The sequence below is a fragment of the Cupriavidus oxalaticus genome, from assembly GCF_016894385.1.
In the GTDB taxonomy this organism is placed as follows: Bacteria; Pseudomonadota; Gammaproteobacteria; order Burkholderiales; family Burkholderiaceae; genus Cupriavidus; species Cupriavidus oxalaticus.
Genome location: NZ_CP069811.1, coordinates 1,848,665 through 1,865,643, shown reverse-complemented (window position 1 = coordinate 1,865,643; position 16,979 = coordinate 1,848,665). Strand labels below are relative to the sequence as shown.

The 16,979-nt window shown below is 71.3% G+C and carries 7 protein-coding genes; 6 read left to right on the top strand and 1 reads right to left on the bottom strand.

Annotated features, from left to right (window positions below; genetic code table 11):
- Positions 1-22 precede the first annotated feature (22 nt).
- Positions 23-6,058 (top strand): non-ribosomal peptide synthetase, encoded by a 6,036-nt coding sequence (locus JTE92_RS08185; protein ID WP_063240667.1) that lies wholly within the window; start codon positions 23-25, stop codon positions 6,056-6,058.
- A 21-nt stretch (positions 6,059-6,079) separates the two neighbouring features.
- Here JTE92_RS08185 and fhuF read toward each other — a convergent pair whose 3' ends face one another.
- Positions 6,080-6,811, bottom strand: a complete 732-nt coding sequence (gene fhuF, locus JTE92_RS08180) for a siderophore-iron reductase FhuF (protein ID WP_063240666.1) — start codon at positions 6,809-6,811, stop codon at positions 6,080-6,082.
- Between the two features lie 278 nt (positions 6,812-7,089).
- Here fhuF and JTE92_RS08175 point away from each other — a divergent pair, with 278 nt between their 5' ends.
- The 5 genes from JTE92_RS08175 to JTE92_RS08155 all read left to right on the top strand — a co-directional run bounded on the left by JTE92_RS08175 (position 7,090) and on the right by JTE92_RS08155 (position 16,916).
- A complete protein-coding gene (locus JTE92_RS08175) occupies positions 7,090-10,296 on the top strand; it encodes a non-ribosomal peptide synthetase (protein WP_063240665.1) in 3,207 nt (1,068 codons plus the stop codon).
- Positions 10,293-12,032 (top strand): cyclic peptide export ABC transporter, encoded by a 1,740-nt coding sequence (locus tag JTE92_RS08170; protein WP_063240664.1) that lies wholly within the window; start codon positions 10,293-10,295, stop codon positions 12,030-12,032. The genes JTE92_RS08175 and JTE92_RS08170 overlap by 4 nt, the downstream gene beginning before the upstream one ends.
- Positions 12,008-13,120: a GNAT family N-acetyltransferase gene (locus JTE92_RS08165; protein WP_063240663.1), complete on the top strand. Its 1,113-nt coding sequence runs from the start codon at positions 12,008-12,010 to the stop codon at positions 13,118-13,120. Before JTE92_RS08170 ends, JTE92_RS08165 begins: the two co-directional genes overlap by 25 nt.
- Before the next feature lie 26 nt (positions 13,121-13,146).
- The gene (locus JTE92_RS08160) at positions 13,147-14,559 is read left to right on the top strand and encodes a lysine N(6)-hydroxylase/L-ornithine N(5)-oxygenase family protein (RefSeq protein ID WP_116386922.1); all 1,413 of its coding nucleotides are present in this window, start codon (positions 13,147-13,149) and stop codon (positions 14,557-14,559) included.
- A 179-nt stretch (positions 14,560-14,738) separates the two neighbouring features.
- On the top strand, positions 14,739-16,916 hold the full coding sequence (locus tag JTE92_RS08155; protein WP_063240662.1) for a TonB-dependent siderophore receptor: 2,178 nt from the start codon (positions 14,739-14,741) through the stop codon (positions 16,914-16,916).
- The last annotated feature ends 63 nt before the right edge of the window (positions 16,917-16,979 follow it).

Sequence of the window (16,979 nt, the reverse complement as noted above, 5' to 3'; positions counted from 1 at the left end):
TCCATTGACCGATCCCGCCCCCATGTCAGACGCATCGAGTACCGCGCACGCACAAGCCGCCGCGCAAGTCGCCGGACAAGTCGCCGCACGCTTTGCCCGGCTGGAGCCGGCGCAGCGCGCCGCCTTCCTGGCCGCGCTGCACGGCAAAGGCGTGGCGTTTGCCACGCTGCCCATCGTGCCCGCGCCGCGCGCGGGCGCGCTGCCGCTGTCGTATGCGCAGCAGCGCCTGTGGTTCCTGCAGCAGCTGGAGCCCGCCAGTACCGCCTACCACATGCCCGGCGTGTACCGGCTCGAAGGCCAGCTCGACGCCGCGGCGCTGCGCCGCGCGTTCGCGCAGATCGGCGCGCGCCATGAAGTGCTGCGCACCACCTGTCCGACCGATGCTGCCGGCGTGGCCTGCCAGCAGGTGCATGACGACCTGCCGCCGGCCTTTGCCGTCATCGACGCCGACCCGGAAGGACTCGACGCCACCGTCGCGCGCGTAGTCCATGAACCGTTCGATCTCGCCGCCGGACCGCTGTGGCGCGTGGCGCTGATCCGCGAGAGCGCGCAGTCGCACGTGCTCGTCGTGGTGCTGCACCATATCGTTGCCGATGGCGCGTCGATCGTCCGCCTCGTCGCCGAACTGGCCGCTTGCTACGCCGGCGCGCAAGACGGCCTGCCGCCGTTGCCGGTCCAGTACGCCGACTATGCCGCCTGGCAGCGCAACTGGATGGAGGCCGGCGAAGCGCAGCGCCAGCTCGGCTACTGGCGCGAACGCCTGGGTGACAGCGCGGGCGCGGCGCTCGACCTGCCCGCCGACCGGCCGCGCCGCGCCGCGCGTAGCGGCGAGGGCGCCGAGCATGTGTTCACCATCCCCGCTGCGGCGGCCGCAGCATTGCGCACGCTCGCCGCCACGCGCCATGCAACGCTGAACATGGCCCTGCTGGCCGCCTGGGCGGTGCTGCTGGGCCGCCATACCGGCCAGTCCGACCTGCGCATCGGCGTGCCGGTGGCGAACCGCCAGCGCAGCGAGACCGAGGCGCTGATCGGCTGCTTCGTCAACATGCAGGTGATGCGGGCAGAGGTCGACCCGGACCAGCCGTTCGCCGACCTGCTGGCGCGGCTCGCCACGCAGGCCGCCGCGGACCAGGAGCACCAGTCGCTGCCGTTCGACCTGCTGGTCGAGGCGCTGCAGCCCGACCGCAGACTTGGCCAGCCGGCATTGTTCAACGTCACCTTCGACCATCGCACCGCGAGCGCCGCGGCACTGCCGCAACTGGCGGGGCTGCGCGTCACGCCGCTGGAGCTGCCGGTCACCACCGCGCGCTTCGAGCTGAGCCTGGCCACGGCCGAGCTGGCCGATGGCAGCCTGTGCGGGCGCATTGCCTACGCCGCGGACCTGTTCGATGCCGCCACCGTGGCGCGCATGGCCGGGCATTATGTGCGCCTGCTGCAGGCCTTCGCGGCCGACCCGGCGACCACGCCCGGCACCGCGGTGCTGCTCGCCGACGCCGAGCGCGAGGCACTGGCACGCTGGAGCCAGCCCGACTGCCCGGCAACGCCGTTCGTGGCCGTCCATGCGCAGGTGGCCGCGCACGCCCGCCGCACGCCCGCCGCGCCGGCGGTGCTGTATGGCGACGACATCCTGACCCATGGCGAGCTGGAGCGCCAGGCCAACCGGCTGGCACACCGGCTGGCCGCGCAAGGCATCGGCGCCGAGTGCCGCGTCGGCGTGGCGCTGAGCCGTTCGCCGCGCATGCTGGTGGCGCTGCTGGCGGTGCTCAAGGCCGGCGCCTGCTTCGTGCCGTTCGATCCCGCCTATCCGGCACGGCGCCTGCTCGACATGCAGGAAGACGCGGCGCCGCAACTGCTGCTGACCGAGCGCGCGCTGCGCGATGCCTTCCCGGCGATGCCCGGCCTGCCGGTGCTGGTGGCGGACGATGGCAACGACGCCGGCTGGCCCGACCATGACCCTGGCGTTCTCATCCATCCCGGGCAGCTGGCCTATGTGATCTACACCTCCGGCTCGACCGGCCGGCCCAAGGGCGTGGCCGTGGCACACGGTCCGCTGGCCATGCACGTGGTGGCCACCGCGGCGTGCTACGACATCACGGCGGCCAGCCGCGAGCTGCATTTCCTGTCGTTCAGCTTCGACGGCGCGCATGAGCGCTGGATGGTGCCGCTCGCCAGCGGTGCCAGCATCGTGCTGCGCGACGACACGCTGTGGAGCGTCGAGCAGACCTACGCCGCGCTGCGCCGCCATGCGGTCACGCATGCGGGCTTCCCGCCGCGCTACCTGCACCAGCTGGCCGCGTGGGCCGAGTCGCAAGGCAACCCGCCGCCGCTGTGGCTCTATTCCTTCGGCGGCGAGGCGATGCCGCGCGCCGGCGTGGAACGGCTGACGCAGGCGCTGCGGCCGCAGCACATCATCAACGGCTATGGCCCGACCGAAACCGTGGTGACGCCGCTGGTGTGGAAGGCCGCGGCGGACCAAGCCGCCGCGCAGGTGACCGGCGCCTATGCGCCGATCGGCAGGCCGGTCGGCACGCGCAGCGCGCACGTGCTGGACAGCCGCCTGGAGCCGGTGCCGGTCGGCGTGCCCGGCGAGCTGTACCTCGGCGGCGAAGGGCTGGCCCGCGGCTATCTCGGCCGCGCCGGCATGACCGCCGACCGCTTCGTCCCGGACCCCTTCGGCGCCCCCGGCGCGCGCTTGTACCGCACCGGCGACCTGGTGCGCTGGCGCCCCGATGGCTGCATCGAGTATCTCGGCCGGCAGGATCACCAGGTCAAGATCCGCGGCTTCCGCATCGAACTGGGCGAGATCGAGGCGCACCTGCTGGCCCAGCCCGGCGTGCGCCAGGCGGTGGTGCTGCCGCACGAGACGCCGGCCGGCACGCGGCTGGTCGGCTATGTCGCCGCGCCCGCCACGGTGCAGGCCGAAGCGCTGCGCAGCGCGCTTGCCGCGGCCTTGCCCGACTACATGGTGCCGGCCGCGTTGCTGCGCCTCGACAGCCTGCCGGTCACGCCCAACGGCAAGCTCGACCGGCGCGCGCTGCCCGAGCCGCAGTGGCAGGCCGAGGCCGCCTATGCGGCGCCGGTGTCGGCGCCGGAGCGGATGCTGGCGGCGGTGTGGGCGGACGTGCTCGGCACCGCGCAGGTGGGCTTGCACGACAATTTCTTCGCGCTCGGCGGCGACTCGATCCTGAGCCTGCAGATCGTCGCGCGCGCCCGGCTGCAGGGCTGGCGGCTGACCCCGCGCCAGGTGTTCGAGCACCAGACCGTGGCGGCGCTGGCGCGGGTGGCGCAGCGCGTGGCCGTGGCGGATGAGGAAGCCGCCAATGACACGGCGGAACACGGCGCGGCGCCGCTGACGCCGGTGCAGCGCGCGTTCCTCGGCCAGCCGCTGGCCGCGGCCGCGCGCAACCGCTTCAACCAGTCGGTACTGCTGCAGTCGCAGTCGGCCATCGACACGGCGGCGTTGCGCGCCGCGCTGGCGGACGTGGCCGCCCACCACGCGGCGCTGCGCTTGCGCTTCAGCCATACCGAAGACGGCTGGCAGCAGCAGGCCGGTGCGGAGGCCGCCGATGCGTTCGTGCTGACGACGGCCGATGCGCGCGGCGCTGCGGCCATCACGGCCGCCTGCGACGCCGAGCAGGGAAAGCTGGATATCGAGCACGGCCCGCTGCTGCGCGCATTGCAACTGCGCGTTGCGGACGGCAGCGAGCGCCTGTTCCTGGTCTGCCATCACCTGGCGGTGGACGGCGTGTCGTGGCGCATCGTGCTGGAAGACCTGCAGGCGGCGTACGCCGCGCGGCTGGCCGGGCAGGCCCCGGTGCTGGCACCGGTGGGCGCCAGCTATGCCGCATGGAGCCGCACGCTGGCCGGGCCGGCGCGCACCGTGTTTGCCGGCGAAAGCGCCTACTGGCAGGCAGTGGCTGAAGGCGACCTGACGCTGGCGGGCGATGTGTTCGACGCTTCGGAGCCCCGCCCGGATGGCGCCTGCACGGCCAGTTTCGCCCTCGACGCGGCCACCACCGACGCCTTGCTGCGGCGCGCCCACGCCGCCTACCGCACCGGCGTCAACGACCTGCTGCTGGCGGCCTTCGCGCGCGCGCTGTGCGCGTTCACGGGCCGCGACGAGATCCGCATCCACGTCGAAGGCCACGGGCGCGAAGCCGAGGCAGCCGGTACGGAGCTAGACCTCAGCCGCACGGTAGGGTGGTTCACCAGCATCTGGCCGGTGCGCCTGGCCACTGTCGATGATCTTGGCGACACCATCGCCGGCGTCAAGGAAGCCCTGCGCGCCGTGCCGCGGCAAGGACTGGGCTACGGCGTGCTCGGGACCGCCGCAGCGGCGCCGCAGGTGCTGTTCAACTACCTCGGCCAGTTCGACGGCAGCCTGCGCGCCGAAGCGGGCGGCTGGCAGGTGGCAGCGGAGGATACCGGCAGCGGCGTGTCCGCCGACATCCCGTTGCCGGCACCGCTGGCCTTCGACGGCCGGGTCCGGCATGGCTGCCTGCAGTTCCGCTGCACGTATCGCGGCGGCCAGTTCCGCGAGGCCACCATCGACGCGCTGCTGGCGCGCATCGCCCAGGCCTTGCGCGACGTGGTGGCGCATTGCGTGGCGCAACCCGCCACGCGGCTGACGCCGTCGGACGTGCCGGCCAGCGGCTTGTCGCAGGCGCAGCTGGACGCGCTGGCGCTGCCCGCGGAGGAGATCGAGGACATCTGGCGGCCGACGCCGATGCAGCGCGGCATGGTGCGCCATGGCGCGCGCCATCCGGGCTCGCCGGCGTACATGGTGCAGGTGCAGGCGACCATGGACGGGCTCGACGTCGAGCGCATGGTCGCGGCATGGCAGGCCGCGATGCAGCGCCATCCGGTGCTGCGCGCCCGCGTTGCCTGGCTGCAAGCGCCTGACGGGGCCGAGCCCCTGCTGGTGGTGCCGGCCCAGGCTCGGCTTCCGGTCACCCGCCACGACTGGCGCGGCCGCGGCAGCCGGCCGCAGTCCGCCGCCGAGGATACGGCATGGCAGGCGCTGTGCGAGGCCGAGTTCCGCCAACCCTTCGACCTGTGCCGCGCACCGCTGATGCGGCTGACGCTGGTGCGCATCGCCGACGACGCGTGGCGCTTCCTCTGGACCTGGCATCACCTGTTGCTCGACGGCTGGAGCATGTCGCGGCTGCTGGGCGAAGTGCTGCGCGGCTACGACGGCGAACTGCCCGCTCAGGCGGCTTCCTCGCTGCGCCGCTACGTGGCGTGGCAGCAGGCGCAGCCCGGCGCGGACGGGCATTGGAAAACGCGGCTGGCGCCGCTGCAGCAGCGGCCGGTCCGGATTACCCGCGATATCGCGGCCGCGCAGCGCGGTCAGCATATGGGCGCCGTCGAGCACGTGGTGCACGCCGACGCGCTGCGCACGCTGGCCGCCTTCGCCAGCCGCCAGCACGTCACCGTCAACACGCTGGTGCAGGCCGCCTGGCTGCTGGCGCTGCGCCAGGCCACCGGCGCCCGCACCGTGGGCATGGCGGTGGTGGGTTCGGGGCGTTCGGCGGAGTTGCCCGGCATCGAAGACATCACGGGCCTGCTGGCCAGCACGCTGCCGCTGGTGCAGGACCTGCCCGGCACGCTGCGCGTGGCCGACTGGCTGCCGGCGCTGCAGGCCGACAACCTAGCCCTGCGCGAGACCGAGCACGCGCCGCCGGCGTGGCTGCAATCCTGGGCCGCGGGCAGTGACGACACGGCGCAGGCGCCGTTCGACACCATGCTGATCTACGAGAACTACCCGGTCGACAGCACGCTGCGCGAAACCGAGCGCGGCGCGCTGCGCTTCAGCGACGTCGACAACCGCGGCCAGATGAGCTACCCGGTGACCGCCATCGTGATCCCGCGCGAAACGCTGACGCTGCGCGTGGAATACGACACGGCGGCGCTCGACCATGCCACGGCGCAGGACCTCGCACGGCAATGCATGGCGCTGTTGCTGGCCTTGCCGGCACTGGCCGATGCCACGCTCGCCGAACTGCCGGCATGCAGCGCCGGCGGCAGCGAAGGCCGGGCCAGCGCGCTGGCGGCGTAGGCGGGGCAGCGGGTGATGGTTTCAGCGCAGCAGCTGGCGCGGGCAGTCGCCGCACAGCGGGAAGCCGTGCAGCCGGTAGCGCAGGCAGCACAGCCGGCGCAGCCACAGCGTGGTGGTGGTGCCGTCGCGGCTCACGCGGTGCGCGCGCATCGGCGCATGCAGCGGGTTGTCGCGGCCGTCGGGGCGGGTGCGGGTGTCCATCAGCCACGCCGCATCGTGCGCCAGCGTGGCTTCGGTGGCCGGCAGGCCCGGCTGCAGCAGGACCGGCGCGTGGCGGAACACCTCGGCGACGACGGCACCGGCATTGGCCCACAGCAAGCGGGGCGACGCGCCGCTGGCCGCGGCCAGCGCCTGCACCAGCGGCGCCAGCAGGTTGTCCAGCAGCGCGCCGTAGCGTTGCTGCGGCGGGGCGCCGTGCAGTGCCTCGCCGCCGTGCGGCAACAACAGCCTCACGGCGCGGCCGTGCCCATCGGGCCGGATCGCTGCGTCGCGCAGCGGCAGCACGTGGTGTGCCAGCGCGGCGGCAGCCACCACGCCGGGCAGCAGCGACGAGAAACCGTGCCGCGCCCAGACCGAGCCGGTCACGCGCGCATCGTTGCTGCGGTGGTGCGCGGCGCTGGCCTGCAGCGCGCGGGCCAGGGCGCTTGCCGGCGTCGCGCCGAGCGTGGCGATGACGATGTCCGCGGGCGCGGGCGGGCCGGCCGACACGGCTTCGGCGTATCGGTGCAGCGGTTCCGGAAACAGTTCAAGCAACAGCGGTAGCGGCAGTAAAGCAGACAAGAGGCAGCCCTGAACGGCGTTGTATTTGTGCATTCAACGCCATCCTTCAAGTTGAAGATGAGAATGATTATCAGGTATATTCGCAATTGCATTTGTAGAGACAATCCCGTACCCGGGCGCTTTCCTGACCGCCGGCCATGGCAATGCCGCGGCGGCGAAGCGCTTGCGGCCATGCCGGTTCCGCGGCGGGCCTGCGTGGGTCGAGGCAGCCAGGCCAGCAGCGCCTGCAGTGCCGCTCCGGAGAAGACCCGATGACGCAGCCCGATTTGACGATCCGCGCGCGCGCCGCGCATGGCCCGGCGCCGCTCTCCTTCGCCCAGCAGCGGCTGTGGTTCCTGCAGCGCTACGCGCCGGACAGCACCGCCTACAACCTGGTGCGCGCGTGGCGCCTGCAGGGGCCGCTGTCGGCGCCGGCGCTGGAGCGGGCGCTGGCGCTGGTGACCTCGCGCCACGCCGTGCTGCGTACCCGTTTCTCGGCCGGCGACAGCGAGCCCTGCCAGCTGGTCGGCGACGCGGCACCCGCCGTGCAATGGGTCGACCTGCCCGCAGGCGGGATTGACGCATTGCTGCGCCGCGAAGCCGCGCGCGTGTTCGACCTGCACGCCGCCGCGCCATTCCGGGTCACCGTGGCCCAACTGGACGACGGCGCCCACGTGCTGGTGCTGGCCATGCACCACATCGTCTCCGACGGCTGGTCCAACCCGATCCTGGCGCGCGACCTGGCCCGCGCCTATGGCGCCGCGCTGGATGGCACCGACCCGGGCTGGGCACCGCTGCCGGTGCAGTACGCGGACTACGCCGCGTGGCAGCGCGAACGGCTGGCGGGACCTGCCCTCGACGCCGCGCTGGCGCGCTGCGCGCAGCGGCTGGGCTCAGGCATTCCCGCGCTGGAACTGCCGCTCGACGCCCCGCGCCCGGCGCGTCCCGCAGGCAAGGGCGGGCGCATCCGCTGGACACTCTCCGGCAGTGTGGCGGCAGCGCTGCGCGACTACTGCAGCGGCGGCCGCACCACGCCGTTCGCCGTGCTGCTGGCGGCATGGCAGGCACTGCTGGCGCGCTACAGCGGCCAGTCCGATTTCGCGGTCGGCGTGCCCAATGCCGCGCGCACCCATGAGGAACTCGACGACCTGGTCGGCTGCTTTATCAATACCCAGGTCTATCGCGCACGGCTGGCACCAGGGCTGACCGGCCGCGCGCTGTGCCAGCAGGTGCGCGACGACGCGCGTGCCGCGCTCGACCATGCCGACCTGCCGTTCGAGCTGCTGGTCGACAAGCTTGCGCCGGCGCGCGACCCCAGCCGCACGCCGGTCTTCCAGGCCATGTTCAACCTGCAGATGGGCGAAGCCGCGACGCTGGCGCTGCCCGGCCTGCAGGCGAGCGCACTGCCGGTGCCCGACGACAGCGCCAAGTTCGACGTCACGCTCGACCTGCAGGCCAGCGCCACGCGCGTGGTGGCCACGCTCGAATACGATGCCGCGCTGTTCGCCGAAGCGACGGCGCAACGGATGGCCCGGCACTACGGGCAACTGCTCGGCGCGATGCTGGCGTCTCCCGACGTGCCGCTCGACGCGCTGCCGCTGATGGACGCAAGCGAGCGCGCCCAGGTGCTGGCCTGTGCCAACGACACCGGCCTGGCCTTCGACGCCGAAGACGACGTGGTGGCACGCATCGCATGCGCCGCCGCGGCCACGCCGGACGCCATCGCCATTACCGACGGCAGCGCCAGCCTGACCTATGCGGAGCTGGAAGCCAGCGCCAACCGCATCGCGCACTGGCTGGCGGGACAGCAGGTGGACACCGATACGCTGGTCGGCGTCTGCCTGCCGCGTACGCCCGAACTGGTGGCGGTGCTGCTCGGCATCCTCAAGGCGGGCGCCGCCTACCTGCCGATCGACGCGCATCATCCGCCCGCGCGCAACGCCCACATCCTGCGCCACGCCAGCCCGCGCCTGATTCTCGCGGCGGCAGGCACGCGTGCGGCGCTGGGCGACAGCGCCGGCGTGGTGCTGGTCGACGACGGCACGCCGCCGTGGCATGCGGCGCCGGCGACCGCCCCCGCGGTGGACTGCCATCCGGCGCAGCTCGCCTACACGCTCTACACCTCCGGCTCGACCGGCACGCCCAAGGGCGTGCAGATCGCGCGCGCGGCCTTTGCCAACTTCCTGCGCGCGATGGCGCCGGTGGTGCCGATGGAAGGCAACGACCGCCTGCTGGCGGTGACTACGCTGGGCTTCGATATCGCCGGGCTGGAACTGTTCCTGCCGCTGGCCGGCGGCGCCCGCGTGGTGATCGCCACGCGCGACGACGCGCGCGATCCGGCGCGGCTGGCGGCGCTGATGTCCGACCACGGCATCACCGTGATGCAGGCCACGCCGGCCACCTGGCAGATGCTGGTCGCACAGGCCACGCCGGCATGGCAGGGCCTGCGCGTGCTGTGCGGCGGCGAGGCGCTGGGGCGCGAGCTGGCGGCGGCGCTGCTGGCGCGTGGCGCCGAAGTCTGCAACGTCTACGGCCCCACCGAGACCACGGTCTGGTCCGCCGCGCATGCGCTGGCGGGCGAGGGCGAAGGCATGCCCGCATGGGCGGTGGCGCCGGTCGGGCATCCGCTCGCCAACAACCAGCTTTACGTGCTGGACGCGCGTCTGGAGCCGGTGCCCGCGGGCGTGGCCGGTGAGCTCTATATCGGTGGTGCCGGCCTGGCGCGCGGCTATGCCGCCGACCCGTCGCGCACCGCCGCGGCTTTCGTGCCCAACCCGTTCCCCCAGGGCACGCCCGGCGCCATGGCGGGGGACCGGCTCTACCGCACCGGCGACCTGGCACGCAAGCGCGCCGACGGCATCGTCGAGTTCCTCGGCCGCCGCGACCACCAGGTCAAGGTGCGCGGCTTCCGCGTCGAGCCGGGCGAGGTCGAGGCGGTGCTGGCCGCCTGCCCGGGCGTGCAGCACGCCGTGTGCGTGGCCCGCCCCGGCCCGGACGGCATGGCGCGGCTGTGCGCCTACTACACGGCCGGTGCCGAAGCGTCCGACGACACCATCCTGGCACGCCTGCGCGAGCAACTGCCCGGCTACATGGTGCCGTCCAGCCTGACGCGCCTCGACGCGCTGCCGCTCAATGCCAACGGCAAGGTCGACCGCCAGGCGCTGCCGGAGCCGGCAGCCCCGCGCGCCGCGGCCGCGCTGTCGACGCCCACCGAGCACGCCCTGGCCGCGCTGTGGTGCGCGGTGCTGGGCGTGACAGAGGCCGGCGCCGACGACGACTTCTTCCTGCTGGGCGGCCATTCGCTGCTGCTGGTGCGGCTGCAGACCCGCATCCGCGAGCAGATGGGTTGCGAGCTGGCGCTGCCGGCGCTGTTTGCCGCGCCGGCGCTGCGCGACATGGCCGCGGCGATCGACCAGGCCGGCCGGCGCGATGCCGGCGCCGACCTGGCCTTCATGAACGACCTGCTGGAGACCCTGTGAACCTGTTCCTGTCATTGCGCCGCCGCTTTGGCGGCCTGCTGTTGCTGGCGCTGGCCGCGGGTACCTGCAGCGCGCTCGCCGGCATCGCGCTGATCGCCGAGATCAACCGCATGATTGCCGCGCCGGCCGCGCTTGAAGCTGGCCGCATCGGCATCCTGCTGGGCCTCCTGGCCGTCTTGTTCGGCTGCGGCTTCGGCTCGCAGGCGCTGCTGACCGCGCTGGGCCACCGCGTGGTCTACGACATGCGCCTGCGCATGCTCAAGCGCGTGCTCGACACCGACGTCGAGCGCCTGGAAGCGATCGGCGGTCCCACCGTCTATGCCATGCTGACCAAGGACATCGCCTCGATCGGCATGGCCTTCAACCGCGTGCCGTTCGTGTTCTACAACGGCGTGCTGGTGGCGGGCGGGCTGCTGTACCTGGGCTGGCTGTCGTGGCAGCTGTTCGTGCTCGGCGCCGTGGTACTGGGCGGCGGCGTGCTGCTGGCGCAGCGCTGGGTGCTGCGCATGCGCGGGCTGATGAAGGCCGTGCGCGACACCGACGACCGCCTCTATGCGGGCTACCAGGGCGCCATCGACGGCCGCTACGAACTCGCGCTGAACGCCTGGCGCAAGCAGAGCTTCTACCAGCGCGACTTCGAGCCCGCCGCCGAGTTTGCGCGTGCGCATGAGGTGCGCGCCGACCGCTACTGGGTGCTGAGCCTGTCGTTCACCGCGGCGCTGATCCTGGGGCTGGCCTGCGCGATCTTTATCGCCGGCGATGCGCTGGGCATTGCGCGCGAGCGCATCACCGCCTTCGTGCTGGTGCTGATGTTCCTGCGCATGCCGCTGAACGACCTGGTCGGCACGCTGCCGATCCTGATGACCGGCAACGTCGCGCTGCGCAAGATCGACACGCTGCGGCTGGCGCCGTACACGGAGGATTTTGCGCTGCATGCCAGCCACAATGCCGCCGCCACGCCTCCGGCTCCGGGCGCGCCGCTGCTGGCGCTGCGGGATGTGCGCTACGACTACCCGGAGCAGGGCGACGAGCGCGGCTTCCGGCTGGGCCCGGTGTCGCTGACGCTGGCCGCCGGCGAGACGGTGTTCATCGTCGGCGGCAACGGCAGCGGCAAATCGACGCTGATGAAGCTGCTGGCGGGCCTGTACCAGCCCACGGCCGGCAGCGTGTCGCTGGCCGGCACCACAGTGGGCGCGGCGCAACTGCCCTGGTATCGCAGCCATTTCGCCACGGTCTTCTCCAACGCGCACCTGTTCGCGCGGCTGGTGGGGCCGGACGGCAAGTTCGACGCCGCGGTGGCCAATGCCTTCCTCAAGCGGCTGCATATGGACCACAAGGTCGCGATCCGCGACGACCTGCTGTCGACCACGCAGCTGTCGCAGGGCCAGCGCAAGCGGCTGGCGCTGCTGGCGGCCTATGTCGAGGCGCGGCCGGTGCTGCTGCTGGACGAATGGGCTGCCGACCAGGACCCGGTATTCCGCGCCTACTTCTATGAATCGCTGCTGCCGGAACTCAAGCGCAGCGGCAAGACCATCGTCGCGGTCAGCCACGACGACCGCTATTTCCACGTGGCCGACCGCGTGATCCGCTGCGACAGCGGCGTGATCCGTGCCGACAGCGCCGCCGCCGGCACCGATGCCGGCGGCAGCGAGCAAAACGAACAACAGGCTGCCGCATGGCGCGCGCCAACATTCAGAGGGAGTCAGCTCAAATGCAAAGTACCGCGTCTTCGATGACCCATGCCGTCGCCGGCGAGCCCTGGTCGTCCGCATCCACCGCATCCACCGCCACCCTGCAAAGCCAGTGGGAAGGCGCCACGCTGCGGCTCAGCCTGGACGGCGCGCCGCTGCAGGCGTGGCAGTTCACGCCGGGCGTGCAGCCGCGCCTCGCGCTTGCCGGCACCACGCCGGACCATCCGCTGGCACGCGCCGCCACGTTCGCCGCCTGCGAAGCGGCGCTGGCGCGCACCCCAGCCGCCGAAGCGATTGCGCTGGACGTGCCCGAGGCCCTCGCCGCCGCCATGCTGCGCGAGGGCAGTGCGGTACGCGATGCGCAGGGGCAGCTGGTGTCGCGCGTGGAACAACTGTGGCAGCTGCCGGCGCTGTGGCACACCGGCTCCTCGGGCCGCGACTTCCCGCTGCAGTACGCCATGAGCGCGGGCAAGCGCCATCCGCTGCGCGCGCCCAAGCCGACCGGCCAGGTCTATGCGCGCCATATTCCCTGGCTCGACCAGGTGTTCTCGATGCGCGTTGCCGACCTCGATGCCGACCTGCAGTGCTTCCACGGCTGGATGAACGACCCGCGCGTGGCGGTGTTCTGGCAGGAGGAGGGCGACCTGGCCAGGCATCGCGATTACCTGCAGGCGCAGCTCGATGACCCGCACACGATCCCGCTGATCGGCTGCCTGGACGGCAAGCCCTTCGCCTACTTCGAGGTGTACTGGGCCAGGGAAAACCGCATCGGCCCGTACTACGACGCCGACGACTTTGACCGCGGCTGGCACGTGCTGATCGGCGACGGCGAGATCCGCGGCAAGGCGTATATCAGCGCCTGGCTGCCGTCGCTGATGCACTACATCTTCCTCGACGATCCGCGCACGCAGCGCATCGTCGGCGAACCCCGCATCGACCACGTGCAGCAGATCCGCAACCTGGACCGCTCGGGCTTTGCCAAGGTCAAGGCCTTCGACTTCCCGCACAAGCGCGCCATGCTGGTGATGCTGCTGCGCGAACGCTTCTTCGGCGAGCGCCTGTGGGTGCCGCAGGAAGAGGCGCCGGCGCAAGCCGCCGCAGAACTTGCCGTGCTTGCCGCGGTTGCCGCCTGACTTTCCCGCCGCGAAAGGAGACCCCAATGCTCTACTCAGCTTCCACCTTCGCCGCGAACGGTGCCCGCCCGGGTACCGTGGATACCGGCGCACCCCCCGTGCTCGACCTGCTCGGCATCGGCTTCGGCCCGTCCAACCTCGCGCTGGCCGTGGCGCTGCGCGAGATGCTGCCGCAGCAGGCGCCGTTCCGCTTCGGCTTTGTCGAGAAGAAGCCCGGCTTCATCTGGCACGGCAACATGCTGCTCGACAACAGCCGCATGCAGATCTCGTTCCTGAAGGACCTGGTCACGATGCGCAACCCGGCCAGCCGCTATACCTTCATCAACTACCTGCACGAGCGCGAGCGGCTGCTGGATTTCATCAATACCCGCACCTTCTACCCCAGCCGCTACGAGTTCAACGACTACCTGTCGTGGGTGGCGGCGGACTTTGCCGACACCTGCCACTACGGCGAGGAAGTGGTCTCGGTCGAGCCCGAGACCGCCGGCAAAGGGGCCCTGGCGTGCCTGCGCGTGACCTCGCGCGCGGCCGACGGCGCGCTGGCGGTGCGACGCGCGCGCAACGTGGTGGTCAGCGTGGGCGGCGCGCCCAGCATCCCCGACACCTTCGTGCCGCTGCGCGGGCATGCGCGCGTGTTCCATTCTTCGAATTACCTGACGTCGCTGGAGCGACTCGCGCAGGCGGGGCCGGTGCGCCGCGTCGCGGTGATCGGCTCGGGGCAGAGCGCCGCGGAGATCTTCCTCGACCTGCACGGCCGCGAAGGCGGTATCGAGGTCGACCTGGTCAGCCGGGCACCGGCGCTGAAGCCGGCGGACGACAGCCCGTTCGTCAACGAGATCTTCAACCCGCGCTACATCGACTACCTGTTCTCGCGCGCGCCCAACGAGCGCGAGCAGTTGCTGAGCGAATTCGGCAACACCAACTACGCGGTGGTCGATACCGACCTGATCGAAGCCATCTATGAGGTGCTGTACCAGCAGAAGGTCACCGGCCGCGTGCGCCACCGCCTGCTGGCCGGCTGCGAGGCGCGCCACGCCGAGGCCGACGCCGACGGGGTGCGGCTCGACATCGCGCGCCGCGATGACGGCGCGCACCAGCTGCAGCGCTATGACGCGGTGATCCTCGCCACCGGCTACCGGCGCGAGCTGCACCAGTCGCTGCTGGCGCCGCTGGCGTCTTACCTGGACGACGCCAAGGGCTTCCAGGCCGACCGCGACTACCGGCTGCAGATGGCGCCGGGCTGCCAGGCCGGCGTGTTCCTGCAGGGCTGCTGCGAAGCCACGCACGGGCTGTCGGACACGCTGCTGTCGGTGCTGGCGGTGCGTGCGCAGGAGATTGCCGCGGCGGTGCTGGGCACTGGCGAGGGCGAAGCAAGCGTGATGGCGCCGGAGCCGGCGCGAAGCCGCCCGGCGCGGGTCGCGCACGCCGGCACGCACTGAACACAAGAACAAGATCGCGCCTCGGCGGCGGGCCATCCGTCCGCCAGCCGGTGCGCATGGCCAATTTCATTAACACAACAGAGCAGGGGAGTAAGAAGGGCATGAAACACAGCAACAGACGCGCGAACGCACGCGCGCGGGCGGCACGGAACGGAACCGCACCGTCGTGCCGCACCGCCATGCGCTGGATCCCGGCCGCGGTCGGCCTGGTCTTCAGCGCATCGGCCTTTGGACAGGAAGCCACCACGGGAACCACGCCGGCAGCGACCGCCGCCAAGCCGACGGAGCATGCGCTGCCGGCGGTGACGGTCAACGGTGTGCGCGAGAATCCGGTCAACCCGCCGACGACGGCCGGCAGCAAGGTGCCGCTGACCGCGCGCGAGGTGCCCCAATCGGTGACCGTGATCAACAGCGAGCGCATCCGGGAACAGAACCTGGTGACGCTGGAAGACGCGCTGGCGCAGGCCACCGGCGTGGTGGTGGAAAAGCGCGACCAGGAGCGCTCCATCTTCTATTCGCGCGGGCTGGAGATCGACACCTTCCTGCTGGACGGCGTGCCGACCAAGTATGACTGGCGCAACACCGTGCAGCCCGACATGTCGATGATCGACCGCGTCGAAGTGCTGAAGGGCCCGTCCGGCCTGCTCTCCGGCGCCGGCAAGACCGGCGGCGCCATCAACCTGGTGCGCAAGAAGCCCACGCGCGAGGCGCAGGTGCAGGGCGCGCTGTCGGTGGGGTCGTGGAACAACTATCGCGCGGAGATCGACGCGGGCGGCGCGCTGAACGCCGACGGCACGCTGCGCGCGCGCCTGACCGGCGCCTTCCAGGACAAGGATTCGTTCATCGACAAGGCCAATATGCGCACCGGTGCGCTGTATGGCGTGGTCGAGTACGACATCACGCCCAGCACCATGGTGACGGTGGGCGCCAGCTACCAGGATTCCGAGGGCCGGCAGCCGTGGACGCTGCCGGCCTTCTACAACCCCGTCACGCGCCAGGCGAGCCTGCTGGACGTGTCGCGCTCCACCTACCTGGGCGCTGACTGGAACCGCGACCACTTCTACACTACCTCCGCCTTTGCCGAGCTGGAGCACAAGTTCGACAGCGGCTGGCAGGTCAAGGGCGCGCTGCGCTACCTCAACAACCGCCTGCATCGCGAGCAGGCCTATGCCTATGCGCCGGTGGTCCCGGGCGTCAACACCACGACGCTGTTCGCCGCGGGAACGCATACCACGCAGGAGCAGAGCAGCTTCGACGTGTACGCCAACGGCCCGTTCTCGCTGTTCGGGCGCCGCCACAAGGCGCTGGTCGGCTTCAACTACTCGGATTCGTCGCGCAGCGACCCGCGCTATACGGCCTCGGCGTTCTCGCAGGTGGTCAATATCTACGACCCGCGCAGCGACTTCATCAAGCCGGTATTCAGCTTTACCGGAGCGGGCACCAAGACCACCACCAAGCAGTACGGCGTCTACGGCGACGCGCGCTTCTCGATCGTGGACCCGGTGACGCTGATCCTGGGCGGCCGCCTGAGCTGGTGGGACATCAGCGCGCGCCAGTACACGGCCACCGCCAGCACCACCCGCAACAGCAGCATCGACGCCAAGTTCACGCCGTTCGCTGGCCTGATCTACGATTTCACCGAACACTGGTCGGCCTACGCCAGCTATTCGGAGATCTTCCAGCCGCAGGACGAATACCTGACCGCAAGCGGCAACCTGGTCGACCCGATCAAGGGCAAGCAGTATGAAGTCGGCGTCAAGGGCGAGTTCTTCGAAGGCGCGCTGAACACCTCGCTGGCCTTGTTCCAGGTGCGTGAAACCGGCCGCGCCACGGTCGACTACATCAACACCACCAACCCGAGCAACCCAGTCTACGCGTCGCAAGGCGAGACCAAGAGCCAGGGCTTCGAACTGGAGGCCAGCGGCCGCATCACGCCGAGCTGGACCGTCTACGCGGGCTATACCTTCAACGTCACCACTGACCTGCAGGACCGCACCGGCCAGGTCAATACGGCGTTCTCGGCGATCGCGCCCAAGCACCTGTTCAAGCTGTGGACGACATACCGCCTGCCCGGCGACTTCAAGCGCTGGCGCATCGGCGGCGGCATGACGGCGGTCAGCCACGTGCAGAACACCGCGCTGTTCCCGGCACCGATCGGCGCGGTCACGCTGCGTCGTGGCGGCTATGCGACCTTCGATGCGGCAATCGGCTATGACTTCAACAAGCATGTCTCGGCCGACCTGAACCTGACCAACCTGTTCGACCGCAGCTACTATGCGCGGATCAACAACCCGCGCGAAGGCAATATCTATGGCCAGCCGCGCGCGGCGATGTTCACGGTGCGCATGAAGATGTAAGCGCGATGCCGTCGTGGCGGTGCGGCAAAAGCGCACCGCCACGACGGCCGCGTGTTGCTGGAT

What these genes read in the sequence shown, in the direction of transcription:
- JTE92_RS08185 (WP_063240667.1), top strand. Translation starts at nt 23, where the DNA reads ATGTCAGACGCATCGAGTACCGCGCACGCACAAGCCGCCGCGCAAGTC.
- JTE92_RS08160 (WP_116386922.1), top strand. Translation starts at nt 13,147, where the DNA reads ATGCTCTACTCAGCTTCCACCTTCGCCGCGAACGGTGCCCGCCCGGGT.
- JTE92_RS08165 (WP_063240663.1), top strand. Translation starts at nt 12,008, where the DNA reads ATGCAAAGTACCGCGTCTTCGATGACCCATGCCGTCGCCGGCGAGCCC.
- JTE92_RS08175 (WP_063240665.1), top strand. Translation starts at nt 7,090, where the DNA reads ATGACGCAGCCCGATTTGACGATCCGCGCGCGCGCCGCGCATGGCCCG.
- JTE92_RS08155 (WP_063240662.1), top strand. Translation starts at nt 14,739, where the DNA reads ATGCGCTGGATCCCGGCCGCGGTCGGCCTGGTCTTCAGCGCATCGGCC.